Below are 23,971 nucleotides of genomic sequence, written 5' to 3'. Positions count from 1 at the left end.
GTATATAGTAATTAGTATCTAGTATTTAGTAGTTAGATTGGTTTGTTATAATAGTTTTCCAAGTTATAGTAAAATATCTAAATACTTTGTACTAAATACTAACTACAGTAAAACCTGCTTTCTCTAAGTCATCCCAAAAATAAGGATAAGATTTTTCAACTACCTGCTTTTCTTCAATTTCTACGGTGTTAATTTTTAAAGCTAAAGGAGCAAACGCCATTGCCATCCGATGATCTTCGTAAGTGCTAATGGTTATTTTTTCTGGGAAATGTAAACCAGAACAATCTAATTTATAGCTTAAATTCTTTTCAATAAACTTTACACCAATTTTAGCCAACTCAGTTTTTAAGGCTAATACACGATTGGTTTCTTTAATTTTTAAGGTTTCTAATCCAGTAAAAGTTGCATCATGTCCTAATGCCGCACATACTACAACAATGGTTTGAGCTAAATCTGGACATTCTTTTAAATCAAAAATTTTTCGTTCTACTTTTTTAGGCTCTTTTTTGAGATAAACACCTCCGTTTTTAAACTGAGAAGTAATTCCAAAGTTTGCCATAATCTCCGTGATTTTACTATCACCTTGTAGACTATAGCCATTTAAGCCAGGTAAAAAGATTTCTGCTTCATCAGATAATGCTGCAATAGCGTACCAATAAGAAGCTGCACTCCAATCTGGTTCAACATATAATTTTGCAGTTTTAAAAGATTGAGGCTCAATAGTGATGGTATTTTCATTCCAATCGTTTCTGATACCGACCTGCTCTAACATTGCCAAAGTCATATCCACATATGGCTTTGATGTTAATTCACCTTCAATTTCTAAAGTTAATCCCAATGGGAGAGATGAGGCGATCATTAGCAAAGCCGAAATATATTGACTGCTGATATCTCCTTTTATCTTAACTTTTGAACTTGTTTGCTTTAAAGGTCCAGAAATTTGTAAAGGAGGGAAACCATCATTTTCCAGATAGGTGATATTCCCTCCAATACTTTTTATAGCTTCGGCCAAAATCCCAATAGGCCTTTGTTTCATTCTTTCCGTTCCAGTTAATAAAAAGTCACCATTTTGAATAGCTAAATAAGCAGTTAAAAAGCGCATTGCTGTACCGGCAGGACCAACATCTACAGTTTGCAGTTGGGAATTATCAGTTTTTAAACCTGAAAGAATCCCATTCAAGGTAACCGTATCTGCGGCTACAGAGAGATTATCTACACTAACTAAGCCTTTACTCAATGCACTGATAATTAACGCCCTGTTGCATTCGCTTTTAGAACCTGTTAATTTAATTTCGGTATCAATTTGTTTGTTTCCTTTAAAAGAAAGCAATACGTTTTTAGACATTATCTTTAGTTCAATTGTTAATTTGTTCACTAGTTCATCGGTAAATCTACCTTGAAATATTGAACTTATACTCTTCATTAGTTTTCAACTAGCTCAACTGTTTTTGCGATTCCACAAATGAACGATTGAACTAATGAACCAATTTATTTCACCTCTGTATGCGCTTCAGCAGCAATTCCTGCTTCTGCTTTGCCAGCATTCATAATTTCTGTTTGTCTACGAATAGATTCGCCATGAACCAATTCTAAAAATTTCTCCGTAAAGTTTACATCTAATTTTAACGCCTTGGCAAAAGCAGTACGTTTTTTCATGATTTCATCCCAACGGTTAACCTGTAAAATGGTTACTTTGTTATCTCTTTTAAATTCACCAATTTTTTGAGTAATGCTCATTCGCTCAGCTAATTTTTGAATTACTAAATCATCGATTTTATCAATTTCCTTTCTTAGGTCGGCTAATTTATCTGCAAACTCTTCGTTTTTAGATTCAGGTTGACGTAAAGTAAACTTGCCTACCATTTCTGCTAAAGCTGCAGGTGTAACTTGTTGTTTAGCATCTGTCCAGGCAATTGAAGGATCTAAATGAGATTCGATCATTAACCCTTGCATATCTAAATCTAATGCTTTTTGAGCGATGTAAGGAATTAATTCACGGTTACCACAAATGTGACTTGGATCGTTAATAATTGGCAATTCTGGACATAAAGTTTTCAATTGGATTGCTAATTCCCACATTGGTTCGTTACGGAAAGCGCTTTTCTCGAAAGATGAAAACCCACGGTGAATAGCACCTAATTTAGTAATCCCAGCTTTGTTAATACGCTCTAAAGCACCAACCCATAATTGTAAATCAGGATTTACTGGGTTTTTAACTAATACAGGAATGTCTACACCTTGTAAAGCATCAGCAATTTCTTGTACCGTAAATGGATTTACCGTAGAACGAGCTCCAATCCAAAGAATATCTACTCCAGCTGCAAGCGCTTCTTCTACGTGTTTTGCATTGGCAACTTCAACAGCTGTTGGCAAACCGGTTTCTGCTTTTGCACGTTTTAACCATTCTAAACCAATACTTCCTATACCTTCAAACTCTCCCGGACGGGTACGAGGTTTCCAAATACCAGCTCTCAATACGCTAACTTTTCCAGTAGCAGCTAATAAATGTGCAGTCGATAATAATTGATCTTCGGTTTCTGCACTACAAGGACCAGAAATAAGTAAGGGTTCGTTTTTGATGTTTATCCAGCTATCTAAAGGTTGGATGTTTAATTGTAATTTCATTTTTTTGGGATTTGTATGTAAGTGTTTTTATAATTAGTATTTAGTAGTTAGATGTTTTTAGCACCTTGTCTTCCGGACTTTCCGACTGTTAAACGGTATCGTTTTTCTCGTATTCGCCCATGATGTTAAAGTTCACTGTATATTTTAATGCTTTACGAATGGCTGTATCATAATTTTCCATATTACTCCATTCCATATCAACATAAAAATAATATTCGTTTCTCTTACCCAAAACAGGCATCGATTGTATTTTGGTTAAGTTTACATTTAACTCTGCAAAAATATTTAACACTTTAGAAAGTGCACCAACATGGTTGCCTACTTGAAAGCAGATCGATGCTTTATTAATCTCTTTTGTGTCTTCTATTTTTTGTTTTTGAAGGATTAAAAAACGTGTATAGTTTTTCTTGTTTGATTCTATTCTGCGTTCTATGATGTTTAATCCATATAATTCTGCAGCTAAAGTATTTGCAATCGCAACAGTATCTGTCAATTGTTCATCTCTGATTTTTTTAGCACAAGCTGCAGTATCATTACTTTCAATTACCTGAATATTTGGATAATCGTCAAAAAAATCAACACACTGTCTGATGGCGATAGGGTGAGAGGTGGCGAATCTAATATCTTTAAACTTAACACCAGGTAGGGCCATTAAGTGCAATTGGATAGGTAAATAAACTTCACCGCTAATGGCAAAATTATATTCTCTAATTAAGGTATAATTGGGTAATAAACTACCAGCAATAGAATTTTCTATGGCCATAATTACAAAGTCAGCTTTATCATTTTCTAAACTTTCGCAAGTTTGTTTAAATGAATTACATTCGATGGTTTCGATATCTCTACCAAAAAATTTAAATGCTGCTTCTTCGTGAAACGATGCTTTAATACCTTGTATGGCTACCCTTGTTTTTGTTTTCATTTTGCGTTAAGCGTTAAACAAAAAAAGTCCCAGCTTTTGGCCGGGACTTTTTATATACATTCAATATTATTATCTATCTTTTTGCATACTAGCCCCGGCTCTTACTAAAATAGTAAAAGTAACCAAAGTAATATGTGTTTGTTAATTGCATTTTTTTCTTGTTGCTGACAAATGTACAATACAGAATTTAATTTGTCAATAGAGAAAGGAAAATAATTTAAACAGAATTAAATTTTATTTATTGTTTGCGAATTTAGCCTCTATGTAAGCTTTAGCTTTCTTGCTTAGCTGATTGTATAATCTTTTGTTGAACTCGCTCTTGTTCGTGTAATTCTTGCTGCATTACTTTAGCAATTTTTGTACTGCCGTCGTGGCTCCAACCAGGAGGATTTAAGATATATTTTACCTTAGCCATAAACGTGGGTGCTTTTTTAACATCAGCTTTTAAAGCAATAAACTCATGAAAGATAATATTAACCGGTCCCGTATCTTCTGGTTGAGTGGTTAAACCATATTTTATGGTGTCTTCTGGTAATTCTTCTTGAAAAGTGCCAAACCATCTATCCCATAAAATAAGCACCATGCCCATGTTTTTATCTAAATAACGTACGTTACTAGCGTGGTGAACACGATGATGAGATGGAGTTACGAAAATGTATTCGAACCAAGGATGTAGCTTGCCTACTGCCTGCGTGTGTACCAAATTACCATAAATCTGAGTTACGAGATAGGCAAAAAGGATATCTAGAGCGGTAAAGCCCATAAATGCTAGCGGTAGATAAAAAAACACACGGTATAGCGGTTCAAAAACTGTGGAACGGAAACCTGTAGTTAAATTAAAGTGCTCTGAAGAATGATGTGTAACATGCATTGCCCAAAAAAACCTTACATAATGTCCAACAGTATGTAAAAACCAATATAAAAAATCTTGTGCTAAGATTAAAACAATCCAATAAATCCACACATTTGAAATTTCAAATAACCTGAATTGGTAACAATAAGCTAATAAAAAGAAGGTAGCCGTTTTCATGCAAAGGTTAATCACCACTGCAACGGTCATTAAATAAATATTAGTCCAAGTATCACGTTTGGTGTATATTTTTTTGTCGTGTACATAACTAATATACATTTCAACTAAGGTTAAAACGATAACAAAACCAAACAACCCACCTACAGAAATATCGCTCCCAGTAAATTTCATCTTATAAACTATTGTAGTATGCTAAACTGCTTTTAATATCATCATTGGTTACACGGCAGTTAAAAACGCATTTGCCAATTTCATCTAGTAAAGAGAACATGATATGCCCATCTTCATTCTTTTTATCGCTTTGCATCAATTCTAATAAAGTATCAAAGCTTTTATCAACAATTTTATATTTAGGATAAATAGAAAGTAAGTATTTGCTAATATCCGCCAACTCATCTTCTGTTAAATTACAGTATTTTGCAGATAAATACGCTTCACAAACCATACCAACTGCAATAGCTTCGCCATGAGTTAATGGTTTTTTACTATTTGTTAAGGCATAACTTTCTACCGCGTGACCAATGGTATGACCAAAGTTTAAAATTTTACGTAATCCTTTTTCTAAAGGATCTTCAGTGACAACTTCGTTTTTAATTTCAATAGAACGATAAATTTCTTCAGGAATTAAAGTTTCGTAATTGCTTATTTTTAAACGTTCGTAATAGCTTTTATCTTTAATTAAACCATGTTTTATCATTTCTGCAAAGCCTGACAAAAGTTCTCTTTTAGGTAAGGTCGTTAAAAAAGAATTTTCGATAAACACAGCTTGTGGTAAACTAAATGTTCCCACCATATTTTTAACATTGTCGATATCAATTCCTGTTTTACCGCCAACTGAAGCATCAACTTGTGATAGGAGTGTAGTAGGGATATTAATGAAATCTATTCCTCTTTTGTAGGTTGAAGCCACAAAACCACCCATATCTGTAATTACACCACCACCTAAATTTATCATCAAACATTTGCGGTCGGCGTCAAAATCTAATAGGGTTTTCCAAATGCCAATACAGAAATCAATGTTTTTATTTTCTTCACCTGGGTCAGTTTCAATGATATCAAAATCTTCTAAATCATCTAAAAAAGCCCTAAAGGTAGGTAGACATAATTCTGCAGTATTGGTATCTGCAAAAACAAAAACCTTACTGTATTTATTTTGATCTAAGAGTTCTTTTAACGGACTTAAACCTGTTTCGAAATAAATAAAATGATCAGCGTTTTTTATAGGTTCCATTAAATTACTTCAATTATTTTGCCCATAAAATCAATTTTATCGCCAGTGCGCACTTTAAGACGTTTTCTATAATCTACAACGCCATTATATTTTACCAAACCATCTTCTACAACAGTTTGCGCTTCTCCACCACTTTGTACCAATGAAGTTGCTTTTAAGAGTGCAATTAGGGGAATAAATTCGCCTTCGAGTTTGAACTTTATCATTATTGTGCAAATTTACGAATATTTATAAAGTGTTTTGCCTTAACAATGTTTGTTATTTATATTTTTGCACTCTTCTGACTAATCAAAACACTCAAATGGAACTATCGCCCAGAAAAAAAATCAATTTTGACAATACAGAAATCGCTTTTCGTAATAAAACTAACGGTGAATTAAATCAAGCATATTGGTTATTTAAAATGATTGGCAGTAATTTCCTAACTAAAGTGGGCCCGCCAATTACTAATTTCTTGTTAAACATTGGTTTTCCGATTAAAGGGGCGATTAAAGCTACTATTTTTAAACAATTTTGTGGTGGAGAAACCATTAACGAATGTGAGCATACAATTGAGCAATTGAGTTTAGGAAATGTAGGAACAATTTTAGATTATTCTGTAGAGGGAGAAGATGAAGAGGAAGTGTTTAATTTTACATGTGAAGAGATTATCAGAACTATTCATAGAGCAGATGGTGATCCTAGAGTACCAATTACGGTATTTAAAATTACTGGTATTGGCCGATTTGCTTTATTAGAGAAATTAGACGCTAAACAGGAATTAACGACTACAGAAGCTGAAGAATTTAAAAGAGTGAAAGCAAGATGCGAGAAAATCTGTCAAGCAGCATTTGATAAGCAAGTTCCCATAATGATTGATGCCGAGGAAACTTGGATACAAGATACTATTGATGAATTAGCATTAGAGATGATGACCAAATTCAATAAAGAGAAATTGGTTGTTTACAATACCTATCAAATGTATCGCCATGATAAATTGGCAGATTTAAAAGCAGATTATCATATTGCAAAAGAAACAGGATTTATTTTAGGTGTGAAAATGGTTCGCGGGGCCTACATGGAAAAGGAGCGTAAACGCGCTGCAGAGATGGGTTATCCATCACCAATACAACCTGATAAAGCTGCTACTGATAAAGATTACGATGAGAGTTTAAGGTTTTGTGTGAAGCATATTGATCAAATTGCATTTGTTTGTGGCACGCATAACGAAGAAAGCTCTCGTTTATTAACAGAGTTGATTGATGAAAACAACATTCCGCACAATCATCCACATATTTATTTTGCACAACTATTGGGCATGAGCGATAATTTGAGCTTTAATTTATCTGATGCAGGTTACAATGTTGCTAAGTATGTTCCTTATGGTCCAATTAAAGCAGTAATGCCTTATTTGTTTAGAAGAGCGCAAGAAAATACTTCTGTTGCCGGACAAACAGGAAGAGAATTAGGTTTAATTAGTAAGGAGAAGAGTAGAAGGAAGTTATAGGAACAAGGATTAATCAATGTTCTTTTTATTCATCTACTTAACGATAAAATAACCAATTGCTAGCCAAACCAGTCCTTTGACTAAAAAGAAGAGAAAGCCCCAAAAGCCAAGTCTTTTGACCCACAACTTAATTTTTTCTACTCTTTCGGCTTTCATCTTGCAAAAATAATAAAACCTGTGTTTATTTAATAATTTAGTCTTTAAACACAGGCTTTTAAATCATTTGTAATCAATTGTTTAATATTTCTTCTGTAGTAAGTTTTCTTACTTTTAATATTTTGAATTCTTTAATTCCATCGGGCATTTCCCAATTGATTAAGTCGTTTGTTTGGTAGCCTAATAAGGCAATACTAATCGGGGCGAAAATGGATACTTTTTGAACTTTAATGTTTGCTTCTTTAGGCGTAACCAATTTAAAAACATACTCTTTATGATCTGCCGTGCTCACAATGGTGGCTTCTGTATATAAAGAAACTACATCATTTGGCAAATCTTCGTCGTTGAAGATCTTAGCATCTTTAATTTCAGCTCTCAATCGTGATTTGTTGTAATCACTCATAATTGCTTTTTCAAAATGTTCATTTAAAAATTTAAAATCACTTTTTGAAAGTAGGATTGATTTTTTCATCATCTAAAAAATTAGGTAAGTAAATATTCTACGGTTTTACCGAAGTTTTGAATAAAAGAAAAGAAATGAATAAGTAATACTTATTTCCCCGAGTTAAAAAGAAGGTTGGACAGAACCCGGGGTTAATTAATAAAGTCTTTACTTGAAGTTTGGAAAGTAAAGCCTATTGCATAATTTTTTCGCGATAACTTACTATTTAAAACAGCATAAGCCAATACTTGCCTTCTATTAAAGGCAAACATGAGATTAAGAAGCTGTTTTATGGTATGCATGTAGCAAATATGCCTTTGAATATTGATAATTCAAAATTTAGTGGGATTAATTACTTAAAAAGGAGAAATAAAAAATCTCAGCAAAATTAATTGCTGAGATTTTAACAGTATAATTCCTCGCAAGCTCGGAATGCCAAATTCTTTTATGCTAAATCAAAACGATCTAAATTCATGACTTTGTTCCAAGTAGCAACAAAATCTTTTACAAATTTCTCTTGGGCATCACTGCTTGCGTAAACTTCTGCAATTGCTCTTAACTCAGCATTAGAGCCAAAAACAAGATCTGCTCGGGTGCCCGTCCATTTTAATTCATTTGTTTTTCGATCTCTACCTTCAAATACTTGTTGATATTTATCGCTTGATTTCCATGCAGTGTCCATATCTAGCAAATTAACAAAGAAATCGTTGGTTAAAACTTGAGGCTTATCTGTAAATACACCGTTTTTAGATTGATCAAAGTTGGTGTCTAATACACGTAATCCTCCAAGTAATACCGTCATTTCTGGCGCCGTTAAGTTTAATAATTGTGCTTTATCAACTAACAAGGCTTCAGCAGAAACTCTATAATTTGAATTTTGATAATTACGGAAACCATCTGCTAATGGTTCCATAGCACTGAAAGATTCTACATCGGTTTCTTCTTGAGAGGCATCCATGCGGCCTGCGGTGAAAGGAACAGTAATATCTTCACCTGCATTTTTGGCTGCTTTTTCTATACCAGCACCTCCTGCCAAGACAATTAAGTCTGCTAATGAAACCTTTTTCCCATCCGTTTGTGCGTTATTGAAATCCTTTTGGATTTGCTCTAAAATGCTTATCACCTTATCAATTTGACCTGAAGTATTTACTTTCCAATATTTTTGTGGTGCTAAACGAATGCGAGCTCCATTTGCTCCGCCACGTTTATCAGAACCACGGAAAGTTGATGCCGAAGCCCAAGCAGTTGACACCAATTGAGAAATAGATAAGCCACTTGATAGCACTTTTTCTTTTAAGCTAGCAATATCGCTGTTGTCAATTAATTTATGGTTAATAGCAGGAATAGGATCTTGCCACAACAATACTTCAGTTGGCACTTCTGGACCTAAGTAACGCTCACGCGGACCCATATCACGGTGTGTTAACTTGAACCAAGCACGAGCAAAGGCATCAGCAAACTGATCAGGATTTTCTAAAAAGCGTCGTGAAATTTTTTCATATGATGGATCTAACCTCAAAGATAAATCGGTGGTCAGCATTGTAGGTTTATGTTTTTTACCAGCATCATATGCATCAGGAATAATGTCATCGGCATTTTTTGCCACCCATTGATGCGCTCCTCCAGGGCTTTTAGTTAATTCCCATTCAAAACCAAATAGGTTTTCGAAAAAATTATTGCTCCATTGAGTAGGAGTAGTAGTCCAGGTTACCTCTAATCCACTTGTAATGGTATCGGGTCCTTTACCACTGCCATAGCTATTGTTCCATCCAAAACCTTGTTGTTCTATGCTTCCAGCTTCGGGCTCTTTACCTACATGATCTGAAGAAGCAGCACCATGTGTTTTTCCAAAGGTATGGCCTCCGGCTATTAAAGCAACAGTTTCCTCATCGTTCATGGCCATACGTGCAAAAGTTTCACGTATATCTCTCGCAGCCGCTATCGGATCAGGATTGCCATCTGGTCCTTCTGGATTTACATAAATTAATCCCATATGTGCTGCAGCTAATGGTTTTTCTAAATCTCCAAAATGTTTTTTTCCATCGGCATCCTCATCAGAAGATACCACACCATGTGCTGCAACACCTTCTTCTCCCTTCGCATAGCGATCATCATTACCCAACCATGTAGTTTCAGATCCCCAATAAATATCTTCACTAGCTTCCCAAACATCGGCTCGACCGCCACCAAAACCAAAAGTTTTAAAACCCATCGATTCTAAGGCAACATTACCTGTTAGCACCATTAAATCTGCCCAAGAAATTTTATTGCCATATTTTTGTTTAATAGGCCAAAGCAAACGTCGAGCTTTATCTAAACTCACATTATCAGGCCAACTATTTAAAGGTGCAAAACGTTGTTGCCCTTGTCCAGCGCCACCGCGACCATCGCCTATACGATAAGTACCAGCACTGTGCCATGCCATACGAATAAATAAACCACCATAATGACCAAAATCTGCTGGCCACCAGTCTTGCGAGTCGGTCATTAAATCAGTCAAATCTTTTTTTAAGGCTCCTAAATCAAGGCTTTTAAATGCTTCTGCATAATCAAAGCCTTCATTCATAGGGTTTGATAAAGATGAGTGTTGGCGCAGCATATTTAAGTTCAACCTATTTGGCCACCAGTCACGGTTTTTTGTACCACCACTATTCACAGTGTTGTTTAAACTACCATTGTGAAATGGACATTTGCTAATGTCGTTAGAGTTATCTTCCATAATTCATTTTGTTTAGGGATACTAGTTCTAGAAAGAACGTATAGTAAATTTAACGAAACTATTTCAACTATAAACCTCGATTAGAATTTATAATTAATTTCTCGTCTTAAACAAATCTATATAGAATGGATTGGCAAAGCAAAAGCTTTTTATCTATACTGATATAGGTAAAAGCTATTTGACTCTGAAGGGCTGTTTGGCATTTAATAATTCCCAAAAAAGGATGAAATCACTAGCCAAACTGTACAATGGATATTGAAATGTAGCAGGTTTGTTTTTTTCGAAAAAGAAATGACCAACCCAAGCAAAACCATAACCGATAAAAGGGATAGCGACTATAAAACGCCAATCGTGAAATAACATTCCGGTAAACAAGGAAAAAATAAGTAATCCGGTTCCTATAAAATGTAAAACTCGACTGGTGAAATTTCTGTGCTCCGTTAAATAGAATGGATAGAATTCTTTTAAGGAGGTAAATCTTTTTTCGCTCATTTTATGGATTGTTTGTAAGCTTAAATTTAATAAAATATCTTGTTGAGTTTATAAGATATGATGCTGTTCTAAAAAACCTCTTAACTTTTCTGGATGAACATCCATTAGTAAAGTATGTAAACCTGCCTTTTTAGCGCCTTCAATATGCTGCGGACTATCATCTATAAAAAGTGTTTCATTAGGATTTAAGTTATTTTCTTTTAATACCTGCTCAAATATATTCACATTAGGCTTACGTAAACGCATGTGTTGCGAGAAATACGCCTTTTCAAAATGTTCATCGTAATTAGCTATGCCAAACTCTTTTTTAATATAATTGATAATCCATTCGTAATGAATTTCATTGTTATTGCTCAATAGAAAAGTACGGTATTTCTCTTTAACTTCTAATAAAACTTCGTGATTATTGCCCGAAACACCAATTAATAAACTGTTCCACGCTTCATCAATTTGTGCATCTGTAAGGTTCGGATTATGCGCTGCGGCTCTAATTCCAGCTCTAAACTCTGTCGCATTAATCCCAGCAGTCTCAAAATTATCAAATAATGAATTATGATTTTTATGTGCAAAAAACTCTTCTACATTGGTGATACCTAATTGTAATAGAGCGGCTTGGGTACGTTTAAAATTGATTTCGAAAATAACGTTACCGTAGTCGAAAATAATATTTTTTATTTTTTCCATAAAAAGGGTTTCCAAAATTCGTTGCAAATATGTAACATTGCACTCGCAAAACCTAATTGGTTTTTCGGGGCCTATAGCTCAGTTGGTTAGAGTAGAAGACTCATAATCTTTTGGTCCCTGGTTCGAGCCCAGGTGGGCCCACAAGCCTCTCAGTATCCTGAGAGGCTTTTTTTATGTCTTGAACCAACAAAACACTAATACAATGTGTAAGTTAAGTTATTTCCAACTGTCTAGGCTCATTGCTGGTAAACAATAGTTCAATGCTGGTTAACAAAGGCTCAATGCTGGTAAGCAAAGGCTCAATGCTGGTAAGCAAAGGTTCAATGCTGGTTAACAAAGGCTCAATGCTGGTAAGCAAAGGTTCAATGCTGGTAAGCAAAGGTTCAATGCTGGTTAACAAAGGCTCAATGTTGGTAAGCAATTGTTCAATGCTGTTAAGCAATAGCTCAATGCTGGTAAGCAATGGTTCAATGCTGTTAAACAATAGTTTAATGTTGCCAAGCAATTGCTCAATGCTGTTAAACAATGGTTCATTGTAAAGGCAATTAGACTTTTATCTTCTTTACTATCAGTCTTATGTTTAACTAATATTGACCTTAACCGATATTATAAGTAGATTTAGCCTCAATTAAGTTTTAATATCCCATCAAATGAAAAAGTTCTTTTTTACCGCATATTTAACACTTGCATTCTTTTGTCTTGCATTTGGTCAGCAGCTTAAATCCCCGAATGGGAAACTAACCATGAACTTTGCCTTGTTGGCAGATGGCAGTCCGAGTTATAGTTTAGCTTACAAAGACAAAGCGGTAATTAAAACAAGTAAATTAGGATTAGAATTAAAAAACGATCCAAAATCACTCTTAAACGATTTTACAATTACCAACACGCAGACCTCAACTTTTGATGAAAACTGGACACCTGTTTGGGGGGAAGTTAAAACCATTAGAAATCATTACAATGAGTTTGCAGTAACGCTAACCCAAAAAGTAACCAATAAACAAATTCTAATCCGTTTTAGATTATTTGATGAAGGTTTAGGTTTCAGATATGAATTTCCTACACAAAAAGGACTAACTTATTTTGTAATTAAGGAAGAAAGAACACAATTTGCTATGACTGGCGATCACACTGCATTTTGGATAGCAGGAGATTACGATACCCAGGAATATGATTATACGACTTCAAAGCTTTCGGAAATACGCGGTTATGCATCAAAAGCTAGAACAGAAAATCTTTCTCAAACCGGGTTTTCGCTAACTGGTGTACAAACTTCTTTAATGATGAAATCTGCTGATGGGCTTTACATCAATTTACATGAAGCAGCATTAATCAATTATCCATGTATGCATTTAAACTTGGATGATAAGAAAATGGTTTTCGAATCTTGGTTAACACCAGATATGAAAGGGGATAAGGGGTATATTCAAGTTCCTTTTAATACACCTTGGCGTACCATTATGGTAAGTGATGATGCTCGCGATATTCTTGCCTCGAAAATGATTTACAATTTAAATGATCCTAACAAAATTGAAGATACTTCGTGGATTAAACCTATTAAATATGTAGGTGTTTGGTGGGAAATGATTACTGGTAAAAGTTCATGGGCTTACACAGATGATTTCCCATCGGTACAATTAGGTATTACCGATTATAGCAAGGCTAAACCAAATGGAAAACACGGCGCTAATACTGCTAATGTTAAGAAATACATTGATTTTGCAGCTCAGAATGGTTTTGGAGGTGTTTTGGTAGAGGGATGGAATCAGGGATGGGAAGATTGGTACGGTAATTCTAAAGACTATGTTTTTGATTTTGTAACGCCATATCCAGATTTTAACATGGCAGAAATTAGAGATTACGCAAAATCGAAAGGTATTAAAATGATTATGCATCATGAAACTTCATCGTCTGTACGCAATTATGAACGCCATTTAGATACGGCTTACAAGTACATGAAAGCTAATAATTATGATGCTGTTAAGAGTGGTTATGTTGGTAATATCTTACCAAGGGGCGAAAATCATTATAGTCAATGGATTATCAACCACTATCAATATGCAATAGAAAAAGCAGCTCAATATAAAATTATGGTAAACGCTCATGAGGCGGTTAGACCAACAGGTATTGCTCGTACTTATCCTAATTTAATTGGAAACGAATCGGCTAGAGGTACAGAATATCAAGCTTTTGGTGGCTCAAAGCCTAATCACGTTACTATTTTGCCTTTTACACGTTTGCAAGGTGGTCCGATGGATTATACGCCTGGGATTTTTGAAATGGATATTAGTAAGTTAAACCCTGGCAATACTTCTCATGTAAATAGTACTATAGCCAATCAACTTGCTTTGTATTTAACCATGTATAGTCCTTTGCAAATGGCCGCCGATTTGCCTGAAAACTACAATCGCTTTCCAGATGCTTTTCAGTTTATTAAAGATGTTGCTGTAGATTGGGATGATAGTAAATACATTGAAGCCGAACCTGGTCAGTATATTACAGTTGCTCGTAAAGCGAAAGATACGGGGAAATGGTTTTTAGGAAGTGTAAATGGTGATAATTCTCGCACTGCGGAGTTTAAACTAGATTTCTTGGACAAGGGTAAAACTTACATTGCCACTATTTACGCTGATGCAAAGGATGCGCATTATAAAACAAATCCTCAAGCTTATGTAATTAGTAAAGTTGTAGTCACTGCGCAAACCAAACTTTCGCAATTTGCAGCACCCGGTGGAGGATTTGCCATTAGCTTTTTAGAAGCCGATAAAGCTCAAACTAAGGGATTGAAAAAACTATAGTATATCATGTCGTTATTCCCGCGTAAGCGGGAACCACGTAAGTGCTCAGCGAAGCTATCTTAAAGAACAAAGAGTTTTTATACGCATTAAGATTCCCAATCGAGTTGAGAATGACGAGCAGATCTTATCACATTTTTATGTTAGCCACAGGTTAACAGATTTCTATCAATTTATTTTGTCGTCATTCCCGCGTAGGCGGGAATCTTAAAGCGTAAAATTTAATTTATACGCATTAGGATTCCCAATCGAGTTGGGAAGGACGAGCAGATCTTATCACATTGTTATGTTAGCCACAGGTTAACAGATTTCTATCAATTTATTTTGTCGTCATTCCCGCGTAGGCGGGAATCTTAAAGCGTAAAATTTATTTATCGCATAAGAATTCCCAATCGAGTTGGGAAGGACGAGCAACTGCCTTATCATATCTTCATTGGTTTCATTGGTAGTCATTTCGAGCATAGCCGAGAACAACTTAGTGCTCAGCGAAGCTAAATCTTTGAACTTTGTAATAGTATAAGTTCAAAGATTTCTCCATTTCGCTACCCTACAGTCGAAATGACGGAGTGTTATTTACGTTGGAAGAATTTCATTCTTTAGGCAAGCTTTCTCTCACCTTTGTAATAGTACAAGTTCAAAGATTTCTTCATTGCGCTACGCTACAGTCGAAATGACGGAGTGTTATTTACGTTTGGAAGAATTTCATTCTTAGGCAAGCTTTCTTTCGCCTTAAAACTTTTTGGGGTATAAATTTGTTAATAAAGTAATTTTTTACATAAATGCATAGAATTATGAAATTTTCAATAGTAGCGCCAGCGGTGCTTTTAGTAGTCGCTCTAGGAACAGGTTGTGTAAGCAATAAAAAGTTTGCCGAACTGCAATCTAATAATACTAAACTACAGCAAAGTAACGAAGAACTTAATCAGAAATTAAGAGCTAGCGAAAGCGATGTTTCTGGGTCAAAAATTAGAATTAAAAGCTTAGAAGAACAGATAGCTGCAGAAAAATCTAATGCAGCCGCATTACAAGCTGCGTTAAATAAATGTTTAAACTCTACCAGTCAGGGTAATGTTAACATTTCTAAATTGGTAGATGAGATTAATAGCTCTAATAAATACATTCAACAATTGGTTAATGCTAAAAACAAAAGCGATTCTTTAAACATGGTCTTAACTAATAATTTAACAAGATCATTAAGCAGAGAAGAAATGGGCGATGTAGATGTAAAAGTGCTTAAAGGTGTAGTGTATATTTCACTTTCGGATAATATGTTGTACAAATCTGGTAGCTATGAAATATCTGATAAAGCTAATACAGCACTAAGTAAAATTGCTAAAATTATTACTGATTATAAAGATTACGACGTGCTCATAGAAGGTAACACTGATAATGTGCCAATTGCTAAGCCAAACATCAGAAATAACTGGGATCTAAGTGCGCTGAGAGCTTCTTCAGTAGTTCAAGCTTTGCAAAATAGTTATGGTGTTGATCCTAAACGTTTAACTGCAGGTGGAAGAGGAGAGTATAACCCAATTGCTTCTAATGATAGTCCTGCTGGTAAAAGTCAAAACAGACGTACACAGATTATCATTACACCTAAGTTAGATCAGTTTATGGATTTAATTGGTAAAGCACCAGCTGAAACGAAACCCTAAATTACAATTGTTATAAATAAAAAAACCGTAATCTGCGTTATGCAGGTTACGGTTTTTTTATTTAACGTTGCTCTACTTTTAAAGCATAAAAGAAGCAATATCCTGGTTACTTCGTTGTATATTAAAATTGCGGGCTATTAGGACCTGTTTCATTGTTATTTTCCCAATTCTCTGCTTTTTCGTGTTCTTTCTTAGCATATTCATCAGCTTTTTCATGAACATTATTAACGTTTTGATCGCTTTCGCTTTCCTTTGAATTAGGATTAAAGCCTTTATCTCCATGTTGATTAACACTAAAAGGCTCCATTTCCATATTTTCTGCACCTGGTTTTGCTTCACTTTGTTTTTTCGCAATATCGTGATCATGTGCTTCTTGGTCATGGTTTTTTCCTAGACCTGCTATATTTTCTTTATTTTCCATGGCTTTAAATTTTTAGGTATAGTAGCTTAACAATACCTAATCATAAAAGTTTGTTTTGAGAAAGTAAATTGGATTGTAAGAGATCTTTCGCTAGGCTCAGGATGACAAAGCAACTTATAATAGTTCTGCCAATTCTTTAGGAGAAAGTGGTTTTTTTAATAGCTTTATTACGTAAGGATTTGCTTCAGCCCTTTGTGTGTCGCCAAAATCTAGGGTAGAAGAAAGCATTGCAACGGGACATTTGTCGGTAAGTGTAGTAGGGAATTTTTTGTATTGCTCTAAAAATTCAAAGCCATCCATTTCTGGCATTTGAATATCTAATAAAATGAAATTTGGTAACTTATCATCGTCATTCATGTATTTATTTAAATAATCCAATGCTTCTTCACCTGATTGACAAATAATGATTTCTTGAAATAAGTTAGATATGCTGATGAGTTTGGAATTAATTTTTAAATCAATTTCATTATCATCAATTAACATTACTTTTTTAATATCACTTTGCATTAGGTATCGTTATTTTAAAAGTTGTACCATGGTCAATATCCGAACTAACAGATATTCGACCTTCAATTTTATTTAACGCTTCTTTTACAATGAATAATCCTAAACCACTGCCGTGATGTACTTTACTTTTAAAGAATTGAGTAAATATTTTCTCAAGGTGCTCGTTTAAGATACCCATTCCATTATCTGTAATGCTGATTTGTGCAAATTCATTGCTTACTTCAACATCTATATTTACTTTTTTGTTGAGCTCTGTTACCTTTTGGTATTTAATTGCATTAGATATAAGATTGCCAAGAATGACTTCAATTCTAAATAAGTCGCCGTTAAACTCTACTTGTTGATCAATATTAACTGTAAAGTTTGTGTCTTTATCCGTATAAGAATAAACATCTATCAAGTCGGAAATTAATTTATTGAAATCTACGGGGCTTTTATCTGCTACTGTTTTATTGTTTTTATAATATTGCAGTGTTTTTTGGATGTAATAATCGAGCTTATTAGAACAAGTTTCTATTAAACTCCAATATTCGCCACTAGAGTTAAATAAACCCTCCATTTTTACTAAGCCTACAATTCCAATTACTGAAACTAGTGGAGCCCTTAATTCGTGAGAAATGCTGTAAATAAAACGGTTCAATTCGTCATTCGTTTTCTCTAACTCAGCTATTTTATTGCGAAGATCTACCTTTGCTTTATAAGCATCATACGCATTTTTTATAGAGTTGTGGAGCTCTAAATCATTCCAAGGTTTAGTAATATAACGGTATACATCACCATGGTTAATTGCATCAGCCAATGCTTCAATATCTGTATAACCAGTTAAAATGATACGTATTGGATCTGGGAAGGTTTCTGTAATGCTTTTAAAAAACTCAACTCCAGTAATGTTGGGCATTTTCTGATCGGCAATAATAACATGAATGGTTACATTCTGAAGAATTTTTAAACCTTCTGCAGCAGAAATGGCAGTATAAATCTCATAATGACGTCTAAAGCTAGCTTTAAACGCTTGTAGGTTGTTATCCTCGTCGTCGATATATAAAACTCTTACAGTTGGCGTTTTCATGATTGCTTATTGCGGATTTATATTCAAGGTAATAATAAATTCCGTTCCTTCACCTAATTTAGAATTAACTTCTATATGGCCTTTATGTTTTTCGATGATGCTAAATACAATAGAAAGTCCTAATCCTGTACCTTCGCCAATATCTTTGGTGGTAAAAAACGGTTCAAATATACGATGTTTTACCTCTTCAGTCATTCCTATCCCAGTATCTTTAATACTAATTTTTACCTGCTGATCTTCGTACCATGTTTTAATTGTTAAAAACTCTTCTTCTCGCTGTACTTCTTTCGTTTTAATCGCTTGAATAGCATTAGATACCAAGTTCATAAATACCTGATTGATTTTTCCAGGTAAACATTCTACTTTTGGTAAGTTGCCATATTCTTTAATTACAGTTAAATTATCTGGTAAATTGTTTCTTACCAATACTAACGTTGATTGTAAACCTTCATTCAAATCTATCGGCTTCATATCGGTTTCGTCAATACGACTAAAGTTTCGCAAGCTTCTAATAATTTCTGCCGTACGTTTTGCTCCCTCGCTAATACCCGATAAAAGAGAAGATATTTCATTGTTAACAAAATTCAGATCGATTTGCTTTTTAAAAGCTTCAATTTCTTCTACTTGCTCTTTTACATCCTTATCAAAATCAATTTCTTCGTATCGAGTAATGATTTCTTTTAAATCATTAATGTCTAACTCTAAAGGTTTAATGTTAGAGGTTACAAAATTAATTGGGTTGTTAATTTCGTGAGCTATACCGGCAGTTAACTGACCTAATGCAGCCATTTTTTCTGCATCTACTAGCTGAGATTGCGTATCCTTTAAATTGGTTAAGGTAACATTGAGCGTTGAATTTGTGTTTTGTAATTCTTCTGTTCTTTCTTGCACCTTTCTTTCTAAGACAATATTTTGTTCTTTAATCAGTTTTTGGTTTTCTAATGAAGCGTTTAAGGCTTGCGCCTGTGCCACTTCATTCTCTTTTTTAAAGAAGTTAATTTTATCTGCCAATGCAAAAGAAAGTAACATTACTTCAATAGCAGATGAAATTTGTAAAAGATAAATAGTGAAGTTATTGTAAGGAATAATTCCATAATCTTTCATAATGAAAAGTATTGCCCCAATTAGCAAAACAGACCATGCTACTAAATAATATCCGGCAGGTTTAAAATGTTTTTTAAAGTATACAAAGTTGGCAGCAGATAATGCAAGTATGGTTCCGGTAATGGTGAGGAACTGCATTGTCATAAATGCATAATAAATTCCAAAAAAGTATAATACAGCTAAATTAACCAGTGTGAGATAAAAGAATATGGTGATTAGCTTATTCCAAGTTTTAGAAAATACTTTTGTGTTTAAGAAAGAGAGTGTAAATAAACTCGTAAATACGAGTGTTAAACTCGAAAACAGCACGACAGAATAATTATCTAATACGCTACCTTGTACCCAAAAATACTTAGAGGAATATCCTTGTATGGAGATTTGCGTTAACCAAGTAAAAAGGATATAAAATATGTAGTATAAGTAACTTTTATCTCTGATTATGATAAATAAGAAAAGGTTATATACAAACATAATAGCCATAATGCCCGTGTAAAACCCAAAGATGATACCCCGTAAAGAAAAGGTACTTAATAAAGAGCCTTCGTTTTTAATACTTACTGGTGCCAAAAAAGTTTCTGTAGCCCGTAATTTTAAATAGATGATGTCATTCTTATAAATGAATTCGGGAATATTGAAAATTTTACCTTGGGCTAAGGTGTTGTTGGTGTAAATTGAGGAGCTGTGTGGTATTTGTAAAACACCTCCATTTCTAATGATATACATCTCGGCAAGCGCTAAACGAGATTGATCTATAAACAAAATGTCGTTCTCAAAAGATTGATCGTTTTGCCTTGCCAATTTAATCCAAAACGTAGCGCTATCTAAACCAAAATTGAAGATTTCCGTTTGAATAGATGTAAACTTTTTATCTAATAGTTCACTTAAACTAGCCTTGTTCGTGCCATCTCTGTAATATGAAGCAGTAAAACCGTTTTCAACAATACCTTCTTTATAACCTACGGCGCTTGCATTAAAAAAACTCAAGCTAAAAGCAAAAAAGAATAAAATGTGTAAAATTCTTTTCATACGCTAAACTGTTAAATCGAAATGTAAAGTAATGGTTTCCCCAGTTTTAGATTGTATCTGTTGCTGTGTAATTGAGTTTGCTCTCATATTCATTGCAATACTTCTTTCGGGTTCGTGAGTTAAAGGTAATCCTTTAATGTCATCAACTAAAATTGAGGTTGCGGTTAGGTCTTCTTTTGGATAATAAAATTTTCCGTTAATACCGATTTCATTAATTACCCTAAAACCACCTCGAATAGAATTGCGATAGGTTGCTGGAGCACATAATCCAAAAAGAGTACTTAAATTAATTAAATCGGCGTAAGCCACACAGGCTGTACTCAAATGCATACTACCAATACCTAAACCTGCAATATCCCAAGAATTCCATAATCCGCAAAGTTCGCCAGTACCTGCATCGGTTCTTTCTTCAACCATTTGATAAATGCGGTCATCCATGTAACCAACGGCATCTTCAATTGGTAAAGGATTTTTACGATTAGCTTGATGAATCCTGCCTCCTGCGAGTGCACGACCGCCTTCTTCTGCAGTTACTAAGATCACAAACACATCTGGATTTAGTACCCAATCTATTTTTGCTGAGGTGATTTGAGTAATTCCAAAAATTTCTAACACATGGGTATGACCCTCTATAAATTTCATACAGGCATCACGATTATCAACCGCTCTAAATGCCTTGAAATATAAATTATCTATATGTGGTTTATGCTCTTCCAATGGAAAGTATTTTAGAGGTTGATTTTCTGATGGTTCTTTCTGGCGACGGCGTTGCTTTAAATATTCTAAACATAAAAATCGCCTGCTCGTCGTCTGTTATATTAAATAATTGTTTAAAGCCTTGTTCGGCCTGTGTTAATTGTGCTTTGCTTTCTAAAGGAATGTTTAGGCTATCTTCGACAGAATTTTTGTAGAAAAAGATAAGTGGCACATTTACAGGGTGTATTTGTAAGTTTAAAGCTGTAGCACCAAGCCATAATTTTTCTGCTGCTATACCACCTTCAATAAATGAATTAATTTCACCTTTAGGCATGGTAATTAATCCTACGGCAGATGAAGCCATGAATTGCTGCATAGATAATCTTTTGAAACCGCTACCGCCATTGATTTGCTGTAAAAAGCCAATCATCTTTTTATCTTTTAATAAACGTATTCCAATTTGGTCGTTATTGCTTAAATCTAAAGTGTGAATACCAATTCCATCCTCAGTTGCATTTACCTCATCTAAATTCCAACGCATTTCTCTAGTAATAAAATCCTCATGTGCTGCAGGAATAAATAGTCGCAGCAAATCTGTATGAGTAGAAATGGCACCCAAAGCTTTTATTTGTTCTGGATTTGTTAACCAAGTTAATTTTGCATTGGCAATTTGTGCAACTAAACTTGATAAATGATTTAAGTCAGTTTCATCTATCTCTTGTCTTGGTGTAATTTTTCTATTGGTATGCCTTAAATCAATTTGCGATGCCAATTGTTTTTCTTGGTCACTTGCTGTATGGCTTTGTATAAAATTAAACCAGGCAATATGTGTTGGTGCTAATTGAGGTGTTAATTGCCAATTAGTATTTAAATTCAAGTTTGCAGCAGCTAATAAAAGGTTTTCAATTGCTGCGCCTAATGAAATGTATGAAGAAATATATTGGGGGTCTAAATAGGCTTGAGCTGCACTTTTTTCTAAAAATAAATGTAAAATACCATTTTTATAATGCCATCTCCAAGGTTGATTATTTCCACCAGATGGTGCCTTAGTGGCAGCTTGTATTAATTGATCTAATATATCTTCTGAAATTGGGGTTGCATTGTTTTCAAATGCTAATCGATGTTCGCTAATAAATTCTTCCAACTCATTCGTTTGAAGAGGGGCGATGTGTTTAACTTCAGCATCAGTTGGGGTCGTTGGAATAGAATCGCTGATTAGCTCATCCATATCTATAAAAAATCTCCCAGAAACGCTAAGATTACCTAATAATATTTTTCTAGAGAGATCAGCTGTGATACCACCACCGTAAGTAACTGCACTTGCTAATTGCGGCCAAGTAGAAATTGTAGCCATAATCTCTACAGCAGATGCTTTCATACGAGGAGATAGCGTTTCTACACCTGTTACTGCAGTAATGTAAGGAATTCTTTCATCCATTGTTGAGAGCGTTTTGTATTTGCTCATGTCCAAATGCTCAACCATTCCATGTAATACAGGTCTGTTAGGTTCTAAATCAAATCTTTCGATATCAATAGTTCCTCTATCACTCCCTTCCATTAAAACCGGTATTCCTAAAGATTTTGCTTTGTTACGAGCATTGATTTTTATATCAAAGCTATCGCATTCGTCAATTAGCAAATCTAATTTACCGTTTTTTGTTAAAAAGTCATCTAGGTTTTCATCTGTAATCCCATCTTCAAAACAAACCACATTTAAGTATGGATCTATTTCTGCAATTTCTCTCGCTACAATAACTGTTTTTTTAATTTTAAGATTATATACTCCAGTTCGAATTCTGTTGATGTTACTTAAATCTAATTCATCAAAATCTGCAATACGCAACTCTCCAAAACCTCTCTCCATTGCCAATGTTAATGAAACGGATTGACCAACAGACAGTCCCATTACTCCAATTTTCTTTTGAGAAAGGAGAGTTTGCTCTTTATCAGTAATTTTGTGTTTGTTTCTATTGGTGCGAACTAATGCAAATTCTGGTTCGTTTAGTAAATGAACTAATTTTTCTGCCCATGGGTAATAAACCCAAACTCCATATTCTTCCAGAGGTTTTCCGCCAAAATGGTTTTCAACAGCTTTGGCTAATTCTGTTGGTGGTAAAAAAACGATAGTAGGATGTAGGCATTTTATTAATTCTTCTACCTGGGTATAAATATGATCGTAAACTTGTAGGTTGTTTTTGTTTGAAATTAGGGTTTCAACTTCTTTTTTTTGAGCACTATCTGTTAGATTAAAAAATAATGGTTTGTAAACATTATTTTGAGCTGCTGTTTGTGTAATGAGCTGAGATAAAGATGGATTAGAACCAGTTTTAGGCTGCATTTTGAGTGTTAAATAACTACTTGTTAATAATAAAAATTCAATTATTTGTTAAAACAACTAAATTAGTCTTTTAAGAGTTATAATAAAAAAGTATTTTTATCTTTTATTAAGATCCTGATGAGTACAAACATTTTATATGTTGATGATGAACCGCACAATTTGAGTGCATTTGCAGCTACCTATCGTAGGCTGTATAAGATTTTTACTGCCGAATCTGCAGAAGAAGGTAGAAAAATTTTAGATAAAGAAGATATACATATCATTATAACCGATCAGCGAATGCCAAAAACTACTGGAGTAGAGTTTTTGGCTTCAATTTTAGAGGCACATCCTGATCCAATACGAATGATACTTACAGGTTATACTGATATTGATGCTGTAATTGATGCGATTAATAAAGGCCAAGTTTATCGATATATTCAAAAACCTTGGATGGAAGAGGATTTAAGAATTAATATTGAAAAAGCAATTGAAATTTATACGCTTCGTAAGGAGAATAAAGAACTTACAGAGAAATTGTTAGTTGCAAACCGACAATTAGAATTTATTGCTCGACAAAATTTACTTTCGTAAAAA

Annotated in this window: 22 protein-coding genes and 1 tRNA gene; 5 read left to right on the top strand and 18 right to left on the bottom strand. The window is 34.3% G+C overall.

Translation table 11 applies throughout. From position 1 onward, the window contains the following. Nucleotides 1–91 precede the first annotated feature (91 nt). The 6 genes from aroA to HQN85_RS05700 form a co-directional block, all read right to left on the bottom strand. Complete coding sequence (gene aroA / locus HQN85_RS05725) at nucleotides 92–1,345, bottom strand: 3-phosphoshikimate 1-carboxyvinyltransferase (protein ID WP_173270245.1); 1,254 nt, start codon at nucleotides 1,343–1,345, stop codon at nucleotides 92–94. A gap of 143 nt (nucleotides 1,346–1,488) precedes the next feature. Continuing rightward, a complete protein-coding gene (locus tag HQN85_RS05720) occupies nucleotides 1,489–2,625 on the bottom strand; it encodes a chorismate mutase (protein ID WP_173269811.1) in 1,137 nt (378 codons plus the stop codon). Nucleotides 2,626–2,713: 88 nt separating this feature from the next. Then, nucleotides 2,714–3,547 carry a prephenate dehydratase gene (locus tag HQN85_RS05715; protein WP_173269808.1) on the bottom strand — a complete coding sequence of 278 codons (834 nt, stop codon included), beginning with the start codon at nucleotides 3,545–3,547 and terminating at the stop codon, nucleotides 2,714–2,716. A gap of 271 nt (nucleotides 3,548–3,818) precedes the next feature. Next, a complete protein-coding gene (locus HQN85_RS05710; RefSeq protein ID WP_173269804.1) occupies nucleotides 3,819–4,748 on the bottom strand; it encodes a sterol desaturase family protein in 930 nt (309 codons plus the stop codon). A gap of 1 nt (nucleotide 4,749) precedes the next feature. Further along, nucleotides 4,750–5,808, bottom strand: coding sequence for a 3-dehydroquinate synthase (gene aroB, locus HQN85_RS05705; RefSeq protein ID WP_173269801.1), 1,059 nt, complete (start codon nucleotides 5,806–5,808; stop codon nucleotides 4,750–4,752). Further along, nucleotides 5,808–6,014: an RNA-binding S4 domain-containing protein gene (locus HQN85_RS05700; RefSeq protein ID WP_173269798.1), complete on the bottom strand. Its 207-nt coding sequence runs from the start codon at nucleotides 6,012–6,014 to the stop codon at nucleotides 5,808–5,810. Before HQN85_RS05700 ends, aroB begins: the two co-directional genes overlap by 1 nt. A 95-nt stretch (nucleotides 6,015–6,109) precedes the next feature. Here HQN85_RS05700 and HQN85_RS05695 point away from each other — a divergent pair, with 95 nt between their 5' ends. Next, nucleotides 6,110–7,294: a proline dehydrogenase family protein gene (locus HQN85_RS05695; RefSeq protein ID WP_173269796.1), complete on the top strand. Its 1,185-nt coding sequence runs from the start codon at nucleotides 6,110–6,112 to the stop codon at nucleotides 7,292–7,294. 33 nt (nucleotides 7,295–7,327) lie between these two features. On the opposite strand, the gene HQN85_RS15805 is transcribed toward HQN85_RS05695, so the two are convergent. The 5 genes from HQN85_RS15805 to HQN85_RS05675 form a co-directional block, all read right to left on the bottom strand. Further along, nucleotides 7,328–7,450: a hypothetical protein gene (locus HQN85_RS15805; RefSeq protein WP_262888136.1), complete on the bottom strand. Its 123-nt coding sequence runs from the start codon at nucleotides 7,448–7,450 to the stop codon at nucleotides 7,328–7,330. A 73-nt stretch (nucleotides 7,451–7,523) separates the two neighbouring features. After that, nucleotides 7,524–7,922: a GreA/GreB family elongation factor gene (locus HQN85_RS05690; RefSeq protein WP_246249619.1), complete on the bottom strand. Its 399-nt coding sequence runs from the start codon at nucleotides 7,920–7,922 to the stop codon at nucleotides 7,524–7,526. A gap of 415 nt (nucleotides 7,923–8,337) precedes the next feature. Beyond that, nucleotides 8,338–10,611, bottom strand: coding sequence for a catalase/peroxidase HPI (gene katG, locus HQN85_RS05685; protein ID WP_173269790.1), 2,274 nt, complete (start codon nucleotides 10,609–10,611; stop codon nucleotides 8,338–8,340). 174 nt (nucleotides 10,612–10,785) lie between these two features. Then, nucleotides 10,786–11,103, bottom strand: coding sequence for a DUF962 domain-containing protein (locus tag HQN85_RS05680; RefSeq protein WP_173269787.1), 318 nt, complete (start codon nucleotides 11,101–11,103; stop codon nucleotides 10,786–10,788). Between the two features lie 48 nt (nucleotides 11,104–11,151). Next, the gene (locus tag HQN85_RS05675; protein ID WP_173269784.1) at nucleotides 11,152–11,787 is read right to left on the bottom strand and encodes an HAD family hydrolase; all 636 of its coding nucleotides are present in this window, start codon (nucleotides 11,785–11,787) and stop codon (nucleotides 11,152–11,154) included. Between the two features lie 67 nt (nucleotides 11,788–11,854). On the opposite strand from HQN85_RS05675, the gene HQN85_RS05670 reads away from it, so the two are divergent. Beyond that, nucleotides 11,855–11,928 (top strand) — tRNA-Ile (locus tag HQN85_RS05670). 70 nt (nucleotides 11,929–11,998) lie between these two features. On the opposite strand, the gene HQN85_RS05665 is transcribed toward HQN85_RS05670, so the two are convergent. Beyond that, nucleotides 11,999–12,313: a hypothetical protein gene (locus HQN85_RS05665; RefSeq protein WP_173269781.1), complete on the bottom strand. Its 315-nt coding sequence runs from the start codon at nucleotides 12,311–12,313 to the stop codon at nucleotides 11,999–12,001. Nucleotides 12,314–12,437: 124 nt separating this feature from the next. On the opposite strand from HQN85_RS05665, the gene HQN85_RS05660 reads away from it, so the two are divergent. Further along, the gene (locus HQN85_RS05660; protein WP_173269779.1) at nucleotides 12,438–14,582 is read left to right on the top strand and encodes a glycoside hydrolase family 97 protein; all 2,145 of its coding nucleotides are present in this window, start codon (nucleotides 12,438–12,440) and stop codon (nucleotides 14,580–14,582) included. Nucleotides 14,583–15,370: 788 nt separating this feature from the next. After that, nucleotides 15,371–16,234 (top strand): OmpA/MotB family protein, encoded by an 864-nt coding sequence (locus HQN85_RS05655; protein ID WP_173269776.1) that lies wholly within the window; start codon nucleotides 15,371–15,373, stop codon nucleotides 16,232–16,234. Between the two features lie 121 nt (nucleotides 16,235–16,355). Here HQN85_RS05655 and HQN85_RS05650 read toward each other — a convergent pair whose 3' ends face one another. The 6 genes from HQN85_RS05650 to HQN85_RS05625 form a co-directional block, all read right to left on the bottom strand. Then, complete coding sequence (locus HQN85_RS05650; RefSeq protein ID WP_173269773.1) at nucleotides 16,356–16,655, bottom strand: hypothetical protein; 300 nt, start codon at nucleotides 16,653–16,655, stop codon at nucleotides 16,356–16,358. A gap of 114 nt (nucleotides 16,656–16,769) precedes the next feature. Further along, complete coding sequence (locus tag HQN85_RS05645) at nucleotides 16,770–17,162, bottom strand: response regulator (protein ID WP_173269770.1); 393 nt, start codon at nucleotides 17,160–17,162, stop codon at nucleotides 16,770–16,772. Beyond that, nucleotides 17,152–18,231 carry a hybrid sensor histidine kinase/response regulator gene (locus HQN85_RS05640; protein WP_173269766.1) on the bottom strand — a complete coding sequence of 360 codons (1,080 nt, stop codon included), beginning with the start codon at nucleotides 18,229–18,231 and terminating at the stop codon, nucleotides 17,152–17,154. Before HQN85_RS05640 ends, HQN85_RS05645 begins: the two co-directional genes overlap by 11 nt. A gap of 6 nt (nucleotides 18,232–18,237) precedes the next feature. Then, nucleotides 18,238–20,361, bottom strand: coding sequence for a sensor histidine kinase (locus tag HQN85_RS05635; protein WP_173269763.1), 2,124 nt, complete (start codon nucleotides 20,359–20,361; stop codon nucleotides 18,238–18,240). A gap of 3 nt (nucleotides 20,362–20,364) precedes the next feature. After that, nucleotides 20,365–21,078: a hypothetical protein gene (locus tag HQN85_RS05630; RefSeq protein WP_173269760.1), complete on the bottom strand. Its 714-nt coding sequence runs from the start codon at nucleotides 21,076–21,078 to the stop codon at nucleotides 20,365–20,367. Then, nucleotides 21,065–23,395 carry an Rv1355c family protein gene (locus tag HQN85_RS05625; protein WP_173269757.1) on the bottom strand — a complete coding sequence of 777 codons (2,331 nt, stop codon included), beginning with the start codon at nucleotides 23,393–23,395 and terminating at the stop codon, nucleotides 21,065–21,067. Before HQN85_RS05625 ends, HQN85_RS05630 begins: the two co-directional genes overlap by 14 nt. 117 nt (nucleotides 23,396–23,512) lie before the next feature. Between HQN85_RS05625 and HQN85_RS05620 the strand changes: the two genes are divergently transcribed. Further along, on the top strand, nucleotides 23,513–23,968 hold the full coding sequence (locus HQN85_RS05620; protein ID WP_173269754.1) for a response regulator: 456 nt from the start codon (nucleotides 23,513–23,515) through the stop codon (nucleotides 23,966–23,968). Nucleotides 23,969–23,971 lie beyond the last annotated feature (3 nt).

It is taken from the genome of Pedobacter boryungensis, assembly GCF_013204825.1.
Classification (GTDB): Bacteria; Bacteroidota; Bacteroidia; order Sphingobacteriales; family Sphingobacteriaceae; genus Pedobacter; species Pedobacter boryungensis.
The sequence above is the reverse complement of the archived record's forward strand: the minus strand, read 5'-3'. Positions and strand labels throughout refer to the sequence as shown.

What these genes read in the sequence shown, in the direction of transcription:
- aroB (WP_173269801.1), bottom strand. Translation starts at nt 5,808, where the DNA reads ATGGAACCTATAAAAAACGCTGATCATTTTATTTATTTCGAAACAGGT.
- HQN85_RS05620 (WP_173269754.1), top strand. Translation starts at nt 23,513, where the DNA reads ATGAGTACAAACATTTTATATGTTGATGATGAACCGCACAATTTGAGT.
- HQN85_RS05635 (WP_173269763.1), bottom strand. Translation starts at nt 20,361, where the DNA reads ATGAAAAGAATTTTACACATTTTATTCTTTTTTGCTTTTAGCTTGAGT.
- HQN85_RS15805 (WP_262888136.1), bottom strand. Translation starts at nt 7,450, where the DNA reads ATGAAAGCCGAAAGAGTAGAAAAAATTAAGTTGTGGGTCAAAAGACTT.
- HQN85_RS05680 (WP_173269787.1), bottom strand. Translation starts at nt 11,103, where the DNA reads ATGAGCGAAAAAAGATTTACCTCCTTAAAAGAATTCTATCCATTCTAT.
- HQN85_RS05720 (WP_173269811.1), bottom strand. Translation starts at nt 2,625, where the DNA reads ATGAAATTACAATTAAACATCCAACCTTTAGATAGCTGGATAAACATC.
- HQN85_RS05700 (WP_173269798.1), bottom strand. Translation starts at nt 6,014, where the DNA reads ATGATAAAGTTCAAACTCGAAGGCGAATTTATTCCCCTAATTGCACTC.
- HQN85_RS05660 (WP_173269779.1), top strand. Translation starts at nt 12,438, where the DNA reads ATGAAAAAGTTCTTTTTTACCGCATATTTAACACTTGCATTCTTTTGT.
- HQN85_RS05625 (WP_173269757.1), bottom strand. Translation starts at nt 23,395, where the DNA reads ATGCAGCCTAAAACTGGTTCTAATCCATCTTTATCTCAGCTCATTACA.
- aroA (WP_173270245.1), bottom strand. Translation starts at nt 1,345, where the DNA reads ATGTCTAAAAACGTATTGCTTTCTTTTAAAGGAAACAAACAAATTGAT.
- HQN85_RS05655 (WP_173269776.1), top strand. Translation starts at nt 15,371, where the DNA reads ATGAAATTTTCAATAGTAGCGCCAGCGGTGCTTTTAGTAGTCGCTCTA.
- HQN85_RS05710 (WP_173269804.1), bottom strand. Translation starts at nt 4,748, where the DNA reads ATGAAATTTACTGGGAGCGATATTTCTGTAGGTGGGTTGTTTGGTTTT.
- HQN85_RS05645 (WP_173269770.1), bottom strand. Translation starts at nt 17,162, where the DNA reads ATGCAAAGTGATATTAAAAAAGTAATGTTAATTGATGATAATGAAATT.
- HQN85_RS05690 (WP_246249619.1), bottom strand. Translation starts at nt 7,922, where the DNA reads ATGAAAAAATCAATCCTACTTTCAAAAAGTGATTTTAAATTTTTAAAT.
- HQN85_RS05675 (WP_173269784.1), bottom strand. Translation starts at nt 11,787, where the DNA reads ATGGAAAAAATAAAAAATATTATTTTCGACTACGGTAACGTTATTTTC.
- HQN85_RS05695 (WP_173269796.1), top strand. Translation starts at nt 6,110, where the DNA reads ATGGAACTATCGCCCAGAAAAAAAATCAATTTTGACAATACAGAAATC.
- katG (WP_173269790.1), bottom strand. Translation starts at nt 10,611, where the DNA reads ATGGAAGATAACTCTAACGACATTAGCAAATGTCCATTTCACAATGGT.
- HQN85_RS05715 (WP_173269808.1), bottom strand. Translation starts at nt 3,547, where the DNA reads ATGAAAACAAAAACAAGGGTAGCCATACAAGGTATTAAAGCATCGTTT.
- HQN85_RS05650 (WP_173269773.1), bottom strand. Translation starts at nt 16,655, where the DNA reads ATGGAAAATAAAGAAAATATAGCAGGTCTAGGAAAAAACCATGACCAA.
- HQN85_RS05640 (WP_173269766.1), bottom strand. Translation starts at nt 18,231, where the DNA reads ATGAAAACGCCAACTGTAAGAGTTTTATATATCGACGACGAGGATAAC.